The organism is Bradyrhizobium sp. SRL28 (genome assembly GCF_018596315.1).
Taxonomy (GTDB): Bacteria; Pseudomonadota; Alphaproteobacteria; order Rhizobiales; family Xanthobacteraceae; genus Bradyrhizobium.
The window spans coordinates 387,770-401,468 of the sequence record NZ_JAHEAG010000004.1 but is presented as its reverse complement, the minus strand read 5'-3'; the positions used below and the strand labels follow the sequence as shown (position 1 = coordinate 401,468).

General features: G+C 63.1%; 12 protein-coding genes. 4 read left to right on the top strand and 8 right to left on the bottom strand.

What is annotated here, in order from left to right; genetic code table 11:
- Nucleotides 1–27: 27 nt before the first annotated feature.
- The 3 genes from KIP88_RS13410 to KIP88_RS13400 form a co-directional block, all read right to left on the bottom strand.
- Entirely contained in the window at nucleotides 28–906 is an 879-nt protein-coding gene (locus KIP88_RS13410) for a F0F1 ATP synthase subunit gamma (protein WP_214488379.1), read from the bottom strand.
- A gap of 93 nt (nucleotides 907–999) precedes the next feature.
- Nucleotides 1,000–2,529: a F0F1 ATP synthase subunit alpha gene (atpA, locus tag KIP88_RS13405; RefSeq protein ID WP_214488378.1), complete on the bottom strand. Its 1,530-nt coding sequence runs from the start codon at nucleotides 2,527–2,529 to the stop codon at nucleotides 1,000–1,002.
- Complete coding sequence (locus tag KIP88_RS13400) at nucleotides 2,529–3,089, bottom strand: F0F1 ATP synthase subunit delta (protein WP_214488377.1); 561 nt, start codon at nucleotides 3,087–3,089, stop codon at nucleotides 2,529–2,531. The genes atpA and KIP88_RS13400 overlap by 1 nt, the downstream gene beginning before the upstream one ends.
- A 656-nt stretch (nucleotides 3,090–3,745) precedes the next feature.
- Here KIP88_RS13400 and KIP88_RS13395 point away from each other — a divergent pair.
- Together KIP88_RS13395 and KIP88_RS13390 are read left to right on the top strand one after the other, a co-directional pair.
- Nucleotides 3,746–4,225 (top strand): septal ring lytic transglycosylase RlpA family protein, encoded by a 480-nt coding sequence (locus KIP88_RS13395; RefSeq protein WP_214488376.1) that lies wholly within the window; start codon nucleotides 3,746–3,748, stop codon nucleotides 4,223–4,225.
- Nucleotides 4,226–4,475: 250 nt separating this feature from the next.
- Nucleotides 4,476–5,099, top strand: a complete 624-nt coding sequence (locus KIP88_RS13390) for an MSMEG_1061 family FMN-dependent PPOX-type flavoprotein (protein WP_214488374.1) — start codon at nucleotides 4,476–4,478, stop codon at nucleotides 5,097–5,099.
- Between the two features lie 31 nt (nucleotides 5,100–5,130).
- On the opposite strand, the gene KIP88_RS13385 is transcribed toward KIP88_RS13390, so the two are convergent.
- Complete coding sequence (locus KIP88_RS13385; protein ID WP_214488373.1) at nucleotides 5,131–7,341, bottom strand: primosomal protein N'; 2,211 nt, start codon at nucleotides 7,339–7,341, stop codon at nucleotides 5,131–5,133.
- A 125-nt stretch (nucleotides 7,342–7,466) separates the two neighbouring features.
- Here KIP88_RS13385 and KIP88_RS13380 point away from each other — a divergent pair, with 125 nt between their 5' ends.
- Nucleotides 7,467–8,438: a tyrosine recombinase XerC gene (locus KIP88_RS13380; protein ID WP_214488372.1), complete on the top strand. Its 972-nt coding sequence runs from the start codon at nucleotides 7,467–7,469 to the stop codon at nucleotides 8,436–8,438.
- Between the two features lie 116 nt (nucleotides 8,439–8,554).
- On the top strand, nucleotides 8,555–9,145 hold the full coding sequence (locus KIP88_RS13375; protein WP_214488371.1) for a DUF4337 domain-containing protein: 591 nt from the start codon (nucleotides 8,555–8,557) through the stop codon (nucleotides 9,143–9,145).
- A 273-nt stretch (nucleotides 9,146–9,418) separates the two neighbouring features.
- Here the strand turns inward: KIP88_RS13375 and KIP88_RS13370 are convergent, their stop codons facing one another.
- From KIP88_RS13370 to odhB, 4 genes are all read right to left on the bottom strand, one after another.
- Nucleotides 9,419–9,949, bottom strand: coding sequence for a hypothetical protein (locus KIP88_RS13370; RefSeq protein ID WP_214488370.1), 531 nt, complete (start codon nucleotides 9,947–9,949; stop codon nucleotides 9,419–9,421).
- Between the two features lie 138 nt (nucleotides 9,950–10,087).
- Nucleotides 10,088–11,488, bottom strand: coding sequence for a dihydrolipoyl dehydrogenase (gene lpdA / locus KIP88_RS13365; protein ID WP_214488369.1), 1,401 nt, complete (start codon nucleotides 11,486–11,488; stop codon nucleotides 10,088–10,090).
- Nucleotides 11,489–11,522: 34 nt separating this feature from the next.
- The gene (locus tag KIP88_RS13360; protein ID WP_214488368.1) at nucleotides 11,523–12,272 is read right to left on the bottom strand and encodes an SDR family oxidoreductase; all 750 of its coding nucleotides are present in this window, start codon (nucleotides 12,270–12,272) and stop codon (nucleotides 11,523–11,525) included.
- An 82-nt stretch (nucleotides 12,273–12,354) separates the two neighbouring features.
- Nucleotides 12,355–13,587 (bottom strand): 2-oxoglutarate dehydrogenase complex dihydrolipoyllysine-residue succinyltransferase, encoded by a 1,233-nt coding sequence (odhB, locus tag KIP88_RS13355; RefSeq protein WP_214488366.1) that lies wholly within the window; start codon nucleotides 13,585–13,587, stop codon nucleotides 12,355–12,357.
- Nucleotides 13,588–13,699: the final 112 nt, after the last annotated feature.

Below are 13,699 nucleotides of genomic sequence, written 5' to 3'. Positions count from 1 at the left end.
CCGTCAGTTTGATCGTGCCTGTCGCCGTTACATCGCCTCGGCGCCGGAGATGATTTCAATCAGCTCCTTGGTGATCATGGCCTGACGGGTTCGGTTGTAAATCAGGGTCTGCTTGCGGATCATGTCGCCGGCGTTGCGGGTGGCGTTGTCCATCGCGCTCATCTGCGCGCCGTAGAACGAGGCGTTGTTTTCCAGGAGCGCACGGAAGATCTGCACCGCGAGATTGCGCGGCAGCAGGCGCGTCAGGATCTCGTCTTCTTCCGGCTCGTATTCGTAAGACGTGGCCGGCCCGGCATTCGCTGCCGGCGCTTCCACCACCAGCGGAATGATCTGCTGGGCGGTCGGGATCTGCGAGATCACCGACTTGAAGCGCGAATAGAACAGCGTGCAGACATCGAACTCGCCGGCCTCGAAGCGCGCCAAAACCTTTTTGGCAATGTCTTCGGCGTTGACGAAGCCGAGCTGGCGAACCGAGCGCAGGTCGAGATGCTCGACGATGTTCTTCTCGAAGGTTCGGCGGAGCTGCTCGTAGCCCTTGCGGCCGACGCAGAAAATCTTGACCTCTTTGCCCTGGTTGAGCAGCGAATACGCCCGCTCACGGGCCAGACGCACGATCGAGGAATTGAAGGCTCCCGACAGGCCACGTTCGCCGGTGCAGACCAGCAGCAGGTGCACCTGATCCCTGCCGGTGCCGGCCAGCAGCGCCGGGGCGCCGGGCGAACCGGCCGCAGCCGACGCGATATTGGAAATCACCGCGTCCATCTTCTCGGCGTAGGGCCGCGCCGCTTCGGCAGCAGTCTGCGCACGGCGCAGCTTGGAAGCCGCGACCATCTGCATCGCCTTGGTGATCTTCTGCGTCGCCTTGGTCGAGGCGATGCGGACCCGCATGTCTTTTAGTGAAGCCATTCTCAGTTCACCCCGGCGATCCGGTGTCTAGACCCGACCGCAAGCCACTCTTTCGTCAGGCCCGGCCAATCGCCGGGCCTCAACGGCAAATCATCAAGCAAACGTCTTGGCGAAACCTTCGACCGCGCTCTTCAGCTTGCCGGCGAGATCGTCGGAGAGATCGCGGCTGTCACGGATGCCGTTGAGGATCTCGACGTTCTTGCCGCGCAGCAGCGACAGCAGGCCGTCTTCGAAGGCGCGGATCTTGTTGAGCGGCAGCGCGTCGAGATAGCCGTTGGTGCCGGCCCAGATCACGCAGACCTGTTCTTCCATCTTCAGCGGCGAGAACTGCGGCTGCTTCAGGAGTTCGGTCAGGCGCGAGCCGCGGTTCAGCAGGCGCTGCGTCGAGGCGTCGAGGTCGGAGCCGAACTGCGCGAACGCCGCCATTTCGCGGTACTGCGCCAGCTCACCCTTGATCTTGCCGGCGACCTTCTTCATCGCCTTGGTCTGCGCCGACGATCCGACGCGCGACACCGACAGACCGACGTTCACCGCCGGACGGATGCCCTGGAAGAACAGATCGGTTTCCAGGAAGATCTGACCGTCGGTAATCGAAATCACGTTGGTCGGGATGTAGGCCGACACGTCGTTGGCCTGGGTTTCGATGACAGGCAATGCGGTGAGCGAACCCGAGCCGTGATCCTTGCTGAGCTTCGCCGCACGCTCGAGCAGGCGGGAGTGCAGATAGAACACGTCGCCCGGATAGGCTTCGCGGCCCGGCGGGCGGCGCAGCAGCAGCGACATCTGGCGGTAGGCGACGGCCTGCTTGGACAGATCGTCATAGATGATGACGGCGTGCATGCCGTTGTCACGGAAATACTCGCCCATGGTGCAGCCGGTGAACGGCGCGATGTACTGCATCGGCGCCGGATCGGACGCGGTGGCAGCGACGATGATCGAATATTCCAGCGCGCCCTGCTCTTCGAGCACCTTGACGAACTGGGCAACGGTCGAACGCTTCTGGCCGATCGCGACATAGACGCAATACAGCTTGATGTTCTCGTCCGGCTGCGCGTTGAGCGGCTTCTGGTTCAGAATGGTGTCGAGCGCGATCGCGGTCTTGCCGGTCTGACGGTCGCCGATGATCAGTTCGCGCTGGCCGCGGCCGACCGGGATCAGTGCATCGATCGCCTTGAGGCCGGTCGCCATCGGCTCGTTCACCGACTTGCGCGGAATGATGCCGGGCGCCTTGACGTCGACGCGCATACGCTTGTCGGCCTGGATCGGTCCCTTGCCGTCGATGGGATTGCCGAGCGCGTCGACGACGCGGCCGAGCAGACCCTTGCCGACCGGCGTGTCCACGATGGCGCGGGTACGCTTGACGGTCTGACCTTCCTTGATCTCGCGGTCGGCGCCGAAGATCACGATACCGACGTTGTCGGTTTCGAGGTTCAGCGCCATGCCGCGCGTGCCGTTCTCGAACTCGACCATTTCACCGGCCTGGACGTTGTCCAGACCATAGACGCGAGCGATACCGTCACCGACGGACAGCACCTGTCCGACTTCGGTAACCTCAGCCTCCTGGCCGAAATTCTTGATCTGGTCCTTGAGGATCGCGGAAATTTCCGCGGCGCGGATGTCCATCAGCCTGCCTCTTTCATCGCGTGCTTGATCGAATTGAGTTTGGTGCGAAGCGAACTATCCACCATGCGGCTGCCGAGCTTGACCACAAGGCCGCCAATGATGGAGGGATCGACTTTCACGTTGAGCGCGACGTCCTTGCCCGTCACTGATTTCAGTGCGGTCTTCAGCGCGTCGAGATTCTTTTCATTGAGCTGTTCGGCGACGGTGACGTCGGCGGTCGCCTCGCCCTTGTACTTCGCCACCAGCGCACGGAAGGCGCGGATCACATCGGCGACTGCGAACAGCCGGCGGTTGGCGGTCAGGACTTTAAGGAATTTGGCGGAAGTGCCGGAAATTCCGGCCTTGTCGAGTATGGCATTGAGCGCCTTGGCCTGCGCATCTGCCGAGAAAACCGGGCTGCGAACGAGGCGCCTCAGATCGGCGCTTTCGTTCAGCATGGCCTCGAATCTATCGAGATCGGCCTTCACCGCGTCGATGGATTTCTCGTCGCGCGCCAACTCGAACAAGGCCGTAGCATAACGGCCGGACACTCCCGAAACGGACGGATCTTCAGCAGCCACAACTCGCTCTTTTCAGCTGTCAAACTCGCAAGGGAAAAACCGTCGCCACGGGTAGCGGCGCCTAGCGATCCAAGCCCTTGGAATTCAAGCGGGACTTCGATTTTCGACCGGCACGCGAGGTGCCGGGATCGGTAAAATCGCGGCTTTGCTAACATAGCGAGCGCGCAGGTGCAACATGACCGCGCGCTCGGGCGATGCCTTGTCGCACGTCAATTTTCAGGCCGGCCAGACGTCGTTTTTGACGGCGATCAAACTGTCCCAGGTCCGCCTTCGACGCACCCACCGCGACATCGCGCTTCGGCCGCGGTCGGATTGGTTCCGCCCGTATTTGCATGGCGGGCATGAGCGGAGCAGGCCGGAACGAACCGCGCCGGCTCCTTTTCATTTGAACATTACTTGAACAAATCTTCGCCCCAACAAGGATTACAGTATTGGTGAGTAATAATGAGTAATGAAGTAGTTAAAATTTTGTTAACGCCCAAGATTACGGAATATCGTTTGATTAGTTGATCTCAGTAACAAGATATGTCAGCCGGCCAAAATCCGTCTTTACTGCCCAATTCATGCCTTATTGCGTCACCAAACGGCAACCACTGAAACTGGGACGGGGGTTCCACTTGTCACACATGTGACAATACTGTCTGAGGGACTAGTTTATGTTGAATGCCAATAATGTAGCGCCGGAACGTGCAATCCGGTCGCGTACGGCCTTCGCCTTGATCGCCGCAACTCTCCTGGTGGGTGGCAGCATCACCGAAGCTTCTGCAAAATCCAGGCATCATCGCCATCACTCGAGCCACTCGCATCAAGCCAAGAGCAACTGGCTCGATGCCAATGCCTCGATCCGCTCTTCCGGTTCCTTCTCGGGAAAGGCCTCCTTTTACGGCAATGAATCCGGCAGCAAGACTGCTTCCGGTCAGCGCTTCAATCAGAACGCCATGACCGCAGCTCACCGCTCGCTGCCGTTCGGCACCAAGGTCCGGGTGACCTATCGTGGCCAGAGCGTCGTCGTCACGATCAATGACCGTGGCCCCTTCATCAAGGGCCGTGTGATCGACCTCTCCAAGGGGGCTGCCCGCGCCGTCGGCCTGACCGGCGCCGGCGTCGGCCACGTCACCGCCGAGGTCATTTCCTAAGCGCGCGTCACACGCGCCGTTTCCGGTCCATCAGATCGAGTAAGCGTTGCGTTGCATAACGGTCGCGGAGCTTTCCGCGGCAACAAAGGCCTGCCGTCGCAAATGACGGCAGGCCTTTTTTTGTTAAAGGCATTCTTGTTGCCGTGCCGCTCTGGCCACCACGGTGTCAGGAGGACCGTGCTAGGTTCTGCGGGAACAGGGCGTACGGCCGTCCGCAGCTGCAGGCCCCTTCACCGGCGAGATCGCAATCATGAGCCAGGTCAAAACCGTGGAGCAACTGAGACAAGTTCTCCCCGAACCCCGCGAGACCACCAAGGCCAAGATACTTCCCTTCCTCGACGAACAGGCGATCGACTTCCTCCAGACCTGCCCGTTTGGGCTGATGGCCACGGCCGGTCGCGACGGGCCGATTGAGGTGTCGCCAAAGGGCGACGAACCCGGGTTCGTCCACGTCGAAAACGAACGAACGGTTCTGCTTCCCGAACGGGCAGGCAACCACCTCGCGTTCGGCCTGCAGAACATCATCGAGACCGGCCGGATCGGCATGATTTTCCTGCGACCCCGAACCGGCGAAACGTTGCGGCTGTCCGGCCGGGCTGAGATCTTTGACGATGCCGAACTGTTGGCTGCATTTGGCAAGTCAGGCCGCCCGGCGCTGCTTGCGATCCGGATCCACATCGAGCGGTGCTATTTCCACTGCGCGCGTTCGGTGATCCGATCGCACCTCTGGGAACCGGAGCACTGGCCGGAAGCCAAGCGTATCTCGTTCGGAAAGATTTTTGCGGCCCAGACTGGTGGCGACGAGGATCAGGCGGCGAAAATCGACGCCTTTGTCGAGCGGGGATACACGAGCAATTTGTGGTCGAATGGCTGACGGGCGCCTTCTCGTTTGAAGGATACGGCGCTTACAAAAAGCTCTGCGGGTCGACGTCGACCTCGAGCTTGAGATTGCCCTTGGTCTTCGGCCCGGCAGCGAGCCATTCGCGCAAATATTCCGACAGATCGACATTGCGCAGCGACTTCACCAGCAAGCGAAACCGATAGCGGCCCTTGATGACCGCAAGCGGCGCTTCGGCAGGCCCCAGCACCTGAATACGTTCGTCTATCGGGGCTGTGGCGGCGAGCCTGCGCGCAAAACCTTCCGCGGTCGGCCGATCGCCCGCGGAGATGATCAGGCTGGCGAGCCGGCCGAACGGCGGATAGCCGGCGCGCTCGCGCGCCTCGATCTCGCTGGCATAGAACGCCTCGCGGTCGCTCGCGACCAGTGCCTTCATCACGGGATGTTCGGGCTGGTGGGTCTGCAGATAGCCGACGCCGCGCCCCTGCTCGCGCCCGGCGCGGCCGATCACCTGGTTGAGCAACTGGAACGTCCGCTCGGCGGCGCGCGGATCGCCATTGCCGAGGCCCAAATCCGCATCGACGACGCCGACCAGATTGAGCCGCGGAAAATTATGTCCCTTCGCCACCAGTTGCGTGCCGACGATGATATCGACGCGGCCTTCGGCGATTTCGTTCAGCTCGCTGCGCATGGTCTCGATCGAGGTGATGAGATCGCTCGACAGCACCATGGTGCGGGCATTCGGGAACAGCTCGGCCGCCTCTTCCTGCAGGCGCTCGACGCCCGGACCGATCGCAACGAGGGATTCCTCGGCCTGGCAATGCGGGCATATGTTCGGGCGCGGCATCGAGAAGCCGCAATGGTGACAGACCAGACGCTGACGAAAACGATGATCCACCAGCCAAGCATCGCAGATGGTGCAGGCGAAGCGATGGCCGCAGGCCCGGCACAAAGTCAGCGGCGCGTAGCCACGGCGGTTGAGAAACAACAGCGCCTGTTCACGCTTCTCGATCGCGAACTGAATCTGTTCGGCAAGCGGCGGCGAGATGAAGCGGCCGCGCGGCGGCGGCGCGCGGCGCAGATCGATCGCCTCGATATGCGGCATGTGCTGGCCGCCGAACCGCGACGGCAGCGCGACGCGCTGATAACGGCCCTTGCGCGCGTTGACTTCGGTTTCGACCGACGGCGTCGCGGACGCCAGCACGATCGGAATTTTGGCGATATGCGCGCGCACCACCGCCATGTCGCGGGCGTGGTAATGCGCGCCATCGTCCTGCTTGTAGGCCTGATCGTGCTCCTCATCGACGATGATCAGGCCCAGATCCGCATAAGGCAGAAACAGCGCCGAGCGCGCGCCGACCACGACCGGAGCTTCGCCGGCTGATATCGCCGCCCAATTGCGCTGCCGCGTGCGCGGCGTCAGCTCGGAATGCCACTCGATCGGACGCACGCCGAAACGCTGGGCAAAGCGATCGAGGAATTGGCCGGTCAGCGCGATCTCCGGCATCAGGATCAGCGTCTGTTTTCCGCGGCGGATGATTTCCGCAATCGCCTCGAAATAGACCTCGGTTTTGCCGGAGCCGGTGACGCCGTCGAGCAGCGCGACATGGAACGAACCATTGGCGGCGAGTGCCCGCATCGCGTCAACGGCCGTGCGTTGCTGGGGAGAAAATTCCGGCTGCGCGAAGGCGGGATCAGGCGCGGGCGGCGCCAGCGGCGGCGGCATCGCCTCGACAGCGAGCGTTCCCTCATCGACCAGGCCGTCGACCACGCCGCCGCTGACGCCGGCTTCCCGCGCCGCTTCGGACTTGCCGTGCAGCAGGCCGTCCGACAGCACCTCGATCAGCCGCCGCCGTGCCGGCGTCAGGCGCCGTGGCGGCTCGCCCACCAGCCGCACGCCGAGACGCATCCGCTCGGGCCCGAGATTTTCGCCCATCCGCAAGGCCATGCGCAGCACCATGCCGCGCGCCGACCGCGTGTAGTTGGCGACCCAGTCGACGAGGCTGCGCAGTTCCTCTTTCAGCGGCGGCACGTCGAGCCTTTCGCCGACATCCTTCAGGCGGTTGTGCAGGCGCGGATCGGGATTGGCGTTCTCCGCCCACACCACCGCCACCACCTCGCGCGCCCCCAACGGCACGCAGACGACATCGCCGGGCTTCAGCGCCATGCCGCGCGGCACCCTGTAGGAATAGTTCTGATTGAGCGCGACCGGCACCAGCACGTCGACGACGCGGGTCGCCGATGCGGAGGAGGTGGTTTCGCTTGTGGCGTGGTCCATCGGGGAATCGGGCTTGAGGTGAAGAAGGCTAGCGCCGCGCCGCCAAGTTAGCGAACGGTAAACGAAAGAGGTGCGATATAATGCGTTGAATCACCGTATCCAAGGCAAGCTTCAAGGCAAGGCTGATGGCCAAGGAAGTTCCGGCGCCCCAACCGATCGAACTCGACTGTGCCGACGAGGGCTTCGCGCTGGAGATGGCGCGGTGGCTGACGCATCTGCGCGCCGAGCGGCGGCTCTCGCCAAAGACGCTCGAAGCCTATGCCCGCGACCTCCGCCAATGCCTCATTTTCCTCGCCGAGCACTGGGGGACAAGGGTCACACTGAAACGGTTTGCGGCGCTGGAGGCCACCGACGTCAGGGCCTTCATGGCGATGCGCCGCGCCGAAGACATTGCCGGGCGTTCGCTGATGCGGGCGCTGGCGGGCCTGCGTTCATTCGGGCGCTATCTCGAACGCGAAGGCAAAGGCAGGGTCGGCGCCCTGTCCGCCATCCGTGCGCCCAAGGTGGCAAAGAGCCTGCCCAAGCCGATCCAGATGGATGCCGCCAAGCGCTTTGCCGATGCCGACGAGCGCGCCGGCGAGGAGCGCGATCCCTGGATCTGGGCGCGCGATGCCGCCGTCATGGCGCTGCTCTACGGATCCGGCTTGCGCATCTCCGAGGCGCTGGGACTGAAACGGCGCGACGTGCCCAAGCCGGGCGAAGGCGACGTCCTCATCGTGACCGGCAAGGGCAACAAGACCCGGATGGTGCCGGTGCTGCAAAACGTGCTTGCGCTGATTGCTGACTATGTTGCGATGTGCCCGCATTCGCTGCCCCCGGCCGGACCGATATTCGTCGGCGCGCGCGGTGGACCGCTTTCGCCGCGGATCATCCAGCTCACCATGGAGCGGCTGCGCGGCGCGCTCGGCCTGCCCGACAGCGCCACGCCCCATGCGCTTCGACATTCCTTCGCGACCCATCTGCTCAGCCGCGGCGGCGATTTGCGCGCGATCCAGGAACTGCTCGGCCACGCCTCGCTCTCGACCACGCAGATCTATACCGGCATCGACAGCGAGCGCCTGCTGGAAGTGTACAAGAGCGCGCATCCGCGGGGGTGAACGCCCGCATACCCCGCCGACACACTCCCGTCACATCGATGGCCTCTTAAGCTTGGCTCTTGCGCTCGCATTGCGGTTCGGCAATCGTGCGCGCGTCAATCGCAGGAGGGGAATCAATGGGCGCACATGAAAGCATGGAGCATGCGGAGCATGCCGAGCACGCTTCGGGCTCGAACAAGAAGATCGCGTTGCTGATCGCCGTGATCGCCTTGTTTCTGGCGCTATCGGAAACACTGGGCAAGGGCGCGCAGACCGAAGCCATCAGCAAGAATGTCGAGGCCTCGAACCTGTGGGCGTTCTTCCAGGCCAAGAGCATCCGCCGCACCACGGTTCAGGCCACCGCGGAACACGCCAAGCTCAGCCTGGGGACCATCGGCGACGATGCAGCGAAAGCGGCCTTGCAAAAGCAGATCGACGACTGGAACAAGACCGCGGCGCGTTACCGTTCGGAGCCGGAAACCGGCGAAGGTTCGGAAGAACTCGCCAAGCGCGCCAAGCACGCCGAAAAACAGCGCGACGACGCCACCGCAAAATACCACCACTACGAAATCGCCTCGGCCGCCTTCCAGATCGGCATCGTGCTGGCCTCGGCCACCATCATCACCGGCATGATCGCTCTGGCCTGGGTGTCAGGCATATTGGCGATCGCGGGCATCGGCATTACCGCGCTGGGCCTCTACGCGCCGCATCTCTTGCATCTGCATTGAGGGCCTTCGTTCGTCATCGGCGCGCAGCTGCGAACGCCGCGATCCCTAGGGTGGGCAAAGCGCAGCGTGCCCACCATCTCACAGCGATTTCGGTGATGGATGGTGGGCACGTCGCTTCGCTCCTTTGCCCACCCTACGACTGTCATGCCCCGCGAAGGCGGGGCATCCAGTACGCCGCGGCTTCTCGGCTCAATCATTACGGCCTCTGGAATACTGGGTCACCCGCCCCAGTGCGCAAGCGCGCACAAGGCGGGTGACGACAAGCGAAAGGCATCAACGCGCTTCGTGCACTCTCTTGCGGAAACGCGCGATCAGCCGCAGCGTGCGCGATGACCAGCCGTCGCCGTCGCCACGCAGCATCTCACGTATGCGCTGCTTGATCGGCTGGACCAGGGCCGCAGCCTTGGCACGCATCGCCATGATGAATTCATAGACCGTCTTGAACCACGCCATCTGCAGCAGCTTGGACCGCGTGACGTCGAAGATGAACGCGGTGACGCCGACGCCGACGAGTTTTCCGAACACGATGACGACGGCCGCGCTCAGCCAATACTCATTCGCCAGCAGCCAGAGGCCGACCAGCTTCAGCGGAAACAGCGGGATCACCGGCACCGCGAATACGATCAGCGTCATCGCGGGGGACAGCGTATCGACGCGACCGGAGAGCCATTGCTTGAAGGCGCGCAGCGGGATCAGCGCAACGATGCGCTCGACGATCGGCTCGAGATGATCCCACAGCCAGGCTTCGATCAGGAAGATGACCGCAAGCAGGACCCAGAACGGCTGTAACAGGCGGCGCATCATCGATTGTAATCTCTAGAGCGGAATGACGTCCACTGATTGGTCGCTCCGCTCTATTTCTGCGTTCAAAGCATGATCATTCTGGGAAATTGGATAGCCGCTTCTTCCATCATACTCGACCCGGTATGCACCGGGTCTCGATCACATATGGATGGCGCGTTTGCCGACCGCAAGCGCGGCTTCCTTGATCGCTTCCGAGCGCGTCGGGTGGGCATGGCACGTGCGCGCCAGATCTTCGGCAGAACCGCCAAACTCCATCAGAACGCAGGCTTCATGAATCATTTCGCCGGCTTCGCGGCCGACAATATGCACACCGAGCACGCGATCGGTCTTCGCATCTGCGAGAATCTTCACGAAACCGTCAGTGGTCTGGTTGACCTTGGAGCGGCCGTTGGCGGTGAACGGAAATTTGCCCGAAGTATATGCCACGCCCGCCTGCTTCAGCTCTTCCTCGGTCTTGCCGACCGATGACACTTCCGGCGTTGTATACACGACGCCCGGGATGACATCGTAGTTCACGTGGCCCGCTTGGCCTGCGATAATTTCGGCGCAGGCGACGCCCTCGTCCTCGGCCTTGTGTGCGAGCATCGGCCCCGCCACCACGTCGCCGATCGCATAGACGCCCTTCACGCTGGTCGAGAAATGCGAGTCGATCTGTACGCGCCCGCGATTGTCGAGCGCGATGCCGGCTTCCTTGAGGCCGAGCCCTTCGGTGTACGGCACGCGACCGATGCAGACCAGCACCACATCTGTTTCGAGCATCTCCGCCGGTCCGCCGGCTGCCGGTTCGACACTGGCCTTCAACATCTTGCCCGACGTATCGACGCCGGTGACCTTGGCGCCGAGCTTGAACGCAAAGCCCTGCTTTTCGAGCATGCGCTGGAATTGTTTCGCCACTTCGCCGTCCATGCCGGGCAGGATGCGGTCGAGGAATTCGACGACCATGACCTCCGCCCCCAGCCGGCGCCACACCGAGCCGAGCTCGAGGCCGATCACGCCGGCGCCGATGATCAGCATTCTTTCCGGCACTTTTTCCAGCGACAGCGCGCCGGTCGACGACACGACGCGCTTTTCGTCGATCTCGATGCCTTTCAGCCGCGCGATGTCGGAGCCGGTGGCGATGACGATGTTCTTGGTCTCAACCGTCTGCGTCTTACCGTCGCCACTGACTTCTACCTTGCCGGTCCCGAGGATCTTGCCGGTGCCCTTCAGCACGTCGATCTTGTTCTTCTTCATCAGGAACTCGACGCCCTTGACGTTGCCGTCGATGCCCTGCTGCTTGAAATTCATCATCGATGGCAGATCGAGCTTTGGCGCGGAAACGCTGACGCCCATCTTGGCAAAGGAGTGCCCGGCCTCCTCGAACATTTCGGAGGCATGCAGCAACGCCTTCGATGGCATGCAGCCGACATTGAGGCAGGTGCCGCCCAGCGTCGCGTTCTTCTCGACCACGGCGACCTTCATGCCGAGTTGCGCCGCGCGCACCGCGCAGACATATCCGCCCGGGCCGGTGCCGATGACGACGAGATCGTAGGAAGCCATGATGAAGTCCTGTAGCTGAGAAACGTGTCAGGTATTACCGCCCACCCGAGACATCAAGGATGGCGCTGGTGACGTAGGAGGCCTCGTCCGAGATCAGCCAGACGATGGCGTTGGCGATTTCATCCGCGCTGCCGACGCGCTTCATCGGCACTAGGTGCGCCAGCCGGTGCGCGCGATCGGGCTCGCCGCCAGCGGCGTGGATATCGGTATCGATGAGTCCGGGTCGGATTCCTGCGACGCGGATGCCCTCACCCGCGACTTCATAGCCAAGCCCGATCGTGAAGGAATCGATTGCGCCCTTGGAGGCGGCATAGTCGACATAGGTGTTGGGCGCGCCGAGTCGGGCCGCGACCGAGGAGAGGTTGACGATGACGCCGCCCTTGCCGCCGTGCCGGGTCGACATGCGCTTCACCGCCTCGCGCGCGCATAAGATGCTGCCGGTGACGTTGACCGCCATCATTTGCTGGATTCGCTCGGCCGACATCTCGTCGACACGCACACCACTCTTGCCGACAATGCCGGCATTGTTGACGAGCGCCCCGAGCGTTCCGAATTCATCTGATGCCTTGAACAGTGCGAGAATATCCGCCTCGCTGCCGACATCGCATTTCACGGCAACTGCCTTGCCGTTCTTCTGCTCGATCAGGGAAACGACTTCGTTCGCCGCCCCCTGATTGGTGGCGTAGCCGACCACGACGCGATAGCCGCGCGCGGCGGCAGCGAGTGCGGTGGCGCGGCCGATGCCGCGGCTGCCGCCGGTGATCACAACAACCTTGTCCGTCACATCAGCCCTCACAAGTCGGCGCGCATCGATCCATGGCTCGCCGCGCCGGCTTTTCGCACCGGCACGGGCAAAGCCGGCGGCGTTAGAGATCCAGCACCAGACGCGCCGGGTCTTCCAGGCTTTCCTTGACGCGGACCAGGAAGGTCACCGCTTCCTTGCCGTCGATCACGCGGTGATCGTAGGACAGCGCCAGATACATCATCGGGCGCACCTCGATCTTGCCGCCGACGACCATCGGCCGCTCCTGGATCTTGTGCATGCCGAGGATGCCCGACTGCGGCGCGTTCAGGATCGGCGTCGACATCAGCGAACCGTAGATGCCGCCATTGGTGATGGTGAAGGTGCCGCCCTGCATCTCGTCGATCTTGAGCTGGCCATCGCGGGCGCGGCGGCCGAAATCGGCGATTCCCTTTTCGATATCGGAAATCGACTTGTGGTCGCAGTCGCGCACCACAGGAACGACCAGACCCTTGTCGGTGCCGACGGCAACCCCGATGTGGTAGTAGTTCTTGTAGATCAGATCAGTGCCGTCGATCTCGGCATTGACAGCCGGGATGTCCTTCAGCGCCTGCACGACGGCCTTGGTGAAGAAGCCCATGAAGCCGAGCTTCGAGCCATGCTTCTTCTCGAACACATCCTTGTACTGCGCCCGCATCGCCATGATGTCGGTCATGTCGACCTCGTTGAAGGTCGTCAGCATCGCGGCGGTGTTCTGCACGTCCTTGAGCCGGCGCGCGATGGTCTGGCGCAGCCGCGTCATCTTCACGCGCTCCTCGCGCGCCGCGTCGTCGGCCGGCGAAGGCGCGCGGACCTGCACGGAAGCCGCCGGCTGATTGACCGGGGTCGGCGCGGACGCCGCCTTCTCGATCGCGGCCAGCATGTCGCCCTTGGTGACGCGACCGTCCTTGCCGGAACCCGGCACGGTCGCAGCATCGATGCCGCTTTCGGCGGAGAGTTTGCGAACCGACGGTGCCAGCGGCGCATCCGCTGCCACAGCCTTCGGAGCCGCAGCAGGCGCGGCGGCGGGCGCTGCAGCCGGGGCGGCCTTGGCGGGCGCGGGCGACTTGGCGCCGCCGGCCGCACCTTCGTTGATCTGCCCGAGCAGCGCCCCGACGGCGACGGTCTCGCCGTCCTTGGCCGCGATCTCGCCGAGCACACCGGCGGATGGCGCCGGCACTTCGATGGTGACCTTGTCGGTCTCGAGTTCGACCAGCGGCTCGTCCACCGCGACGGCGTCGCCGGCTTTCTTGAACCAGCGGCCGATGGTGGCTTCCGTCACGGACTCGCCGAGCGTCGGAACACGAATTTCAGTCATTGTCTTTTCCTCAATATCCTTAAGCAGTCATCAGTTCCAAAGCGGTCATCGCCCGCGAAAGCGGGCGATCCAGTACACCGAGGCGGTCATGATCGAATTCTAACGGCGCCGG

Excerpts from the sequence above, each read along its gene's own strand:
- KIP88_RS13390 (WP_214488374.1), top strand. The coding sequence starts at position 4,476 with ATGAGCCAGGTCAAAACCGTGGAGCAACTGAGACAAGTTCTCCCCGAA.
- lpdA (WP_214488369.1), bottom strand. The coding sequence starts at position 11,488 with ATGGCTTCCTACGATCTCGTCGTCATCGGCACCGGCCCGGGCGGATAT.
- KIP88_RS13380 (WP_214488372.1), top strand. The coding sequence starts at position 7,467 with ATGGCCAAGGAAGTTCCGGCGCCCCAACCGATCGAACTCGACTGTGCC.
- KIP88_RS13395 (WP_214488376.1), top strand. The coding sequence starts at position 3,746 with ATGTTGAATGCCAATAATGTAGCGCCGGAACGTGCAATCCGGTCGCGT.
- KIP88_RS13375 (WP_214488371.1), top strand. The coding sequence starts at position 8,555 with ATGGGCGCACATGAAAGCATGGAGCATGCGGAGCATGCCGAGCACGCT.
- atpA (WP_214488378.1), bottom strand. The coding sequence starts at position 2,529 with ATGGACATCCGCGCCGCGGAAATTTCCGCGATCCTCAAGGACCAGATC.
- KIP88_RS13410 (WP_214488379.1), bottom strand. The coding sequence starts at position 906 with ATGGCTTCACTAAAAGACATGCGGGTCCGCATCGCCTCGACCAAGGCG.
- KIP88_RS13370 (WP_214488370.1), bottom strand. The coding sequence starts at position 9,949 with ATGATGCGCCGCCTGTTACAGCCGTTCTGGGTCCTGCTTGCGGTCATC.
- KIP88_RS13385 (WP_214488373.1), bottom strand. The coding sequence starts at position 7,341 with ATGGACCACGCCACAAGCGAAACCACCTCCTCCGCATCGGCGACCCGC.
- odhB (WP_214488366.1), bottom strand. The coding sequence starts at position 13,587 with ATGACTGAAATTCGTGTTCCGACGCTCGGCGAGTCCGTGACGGAAGCC.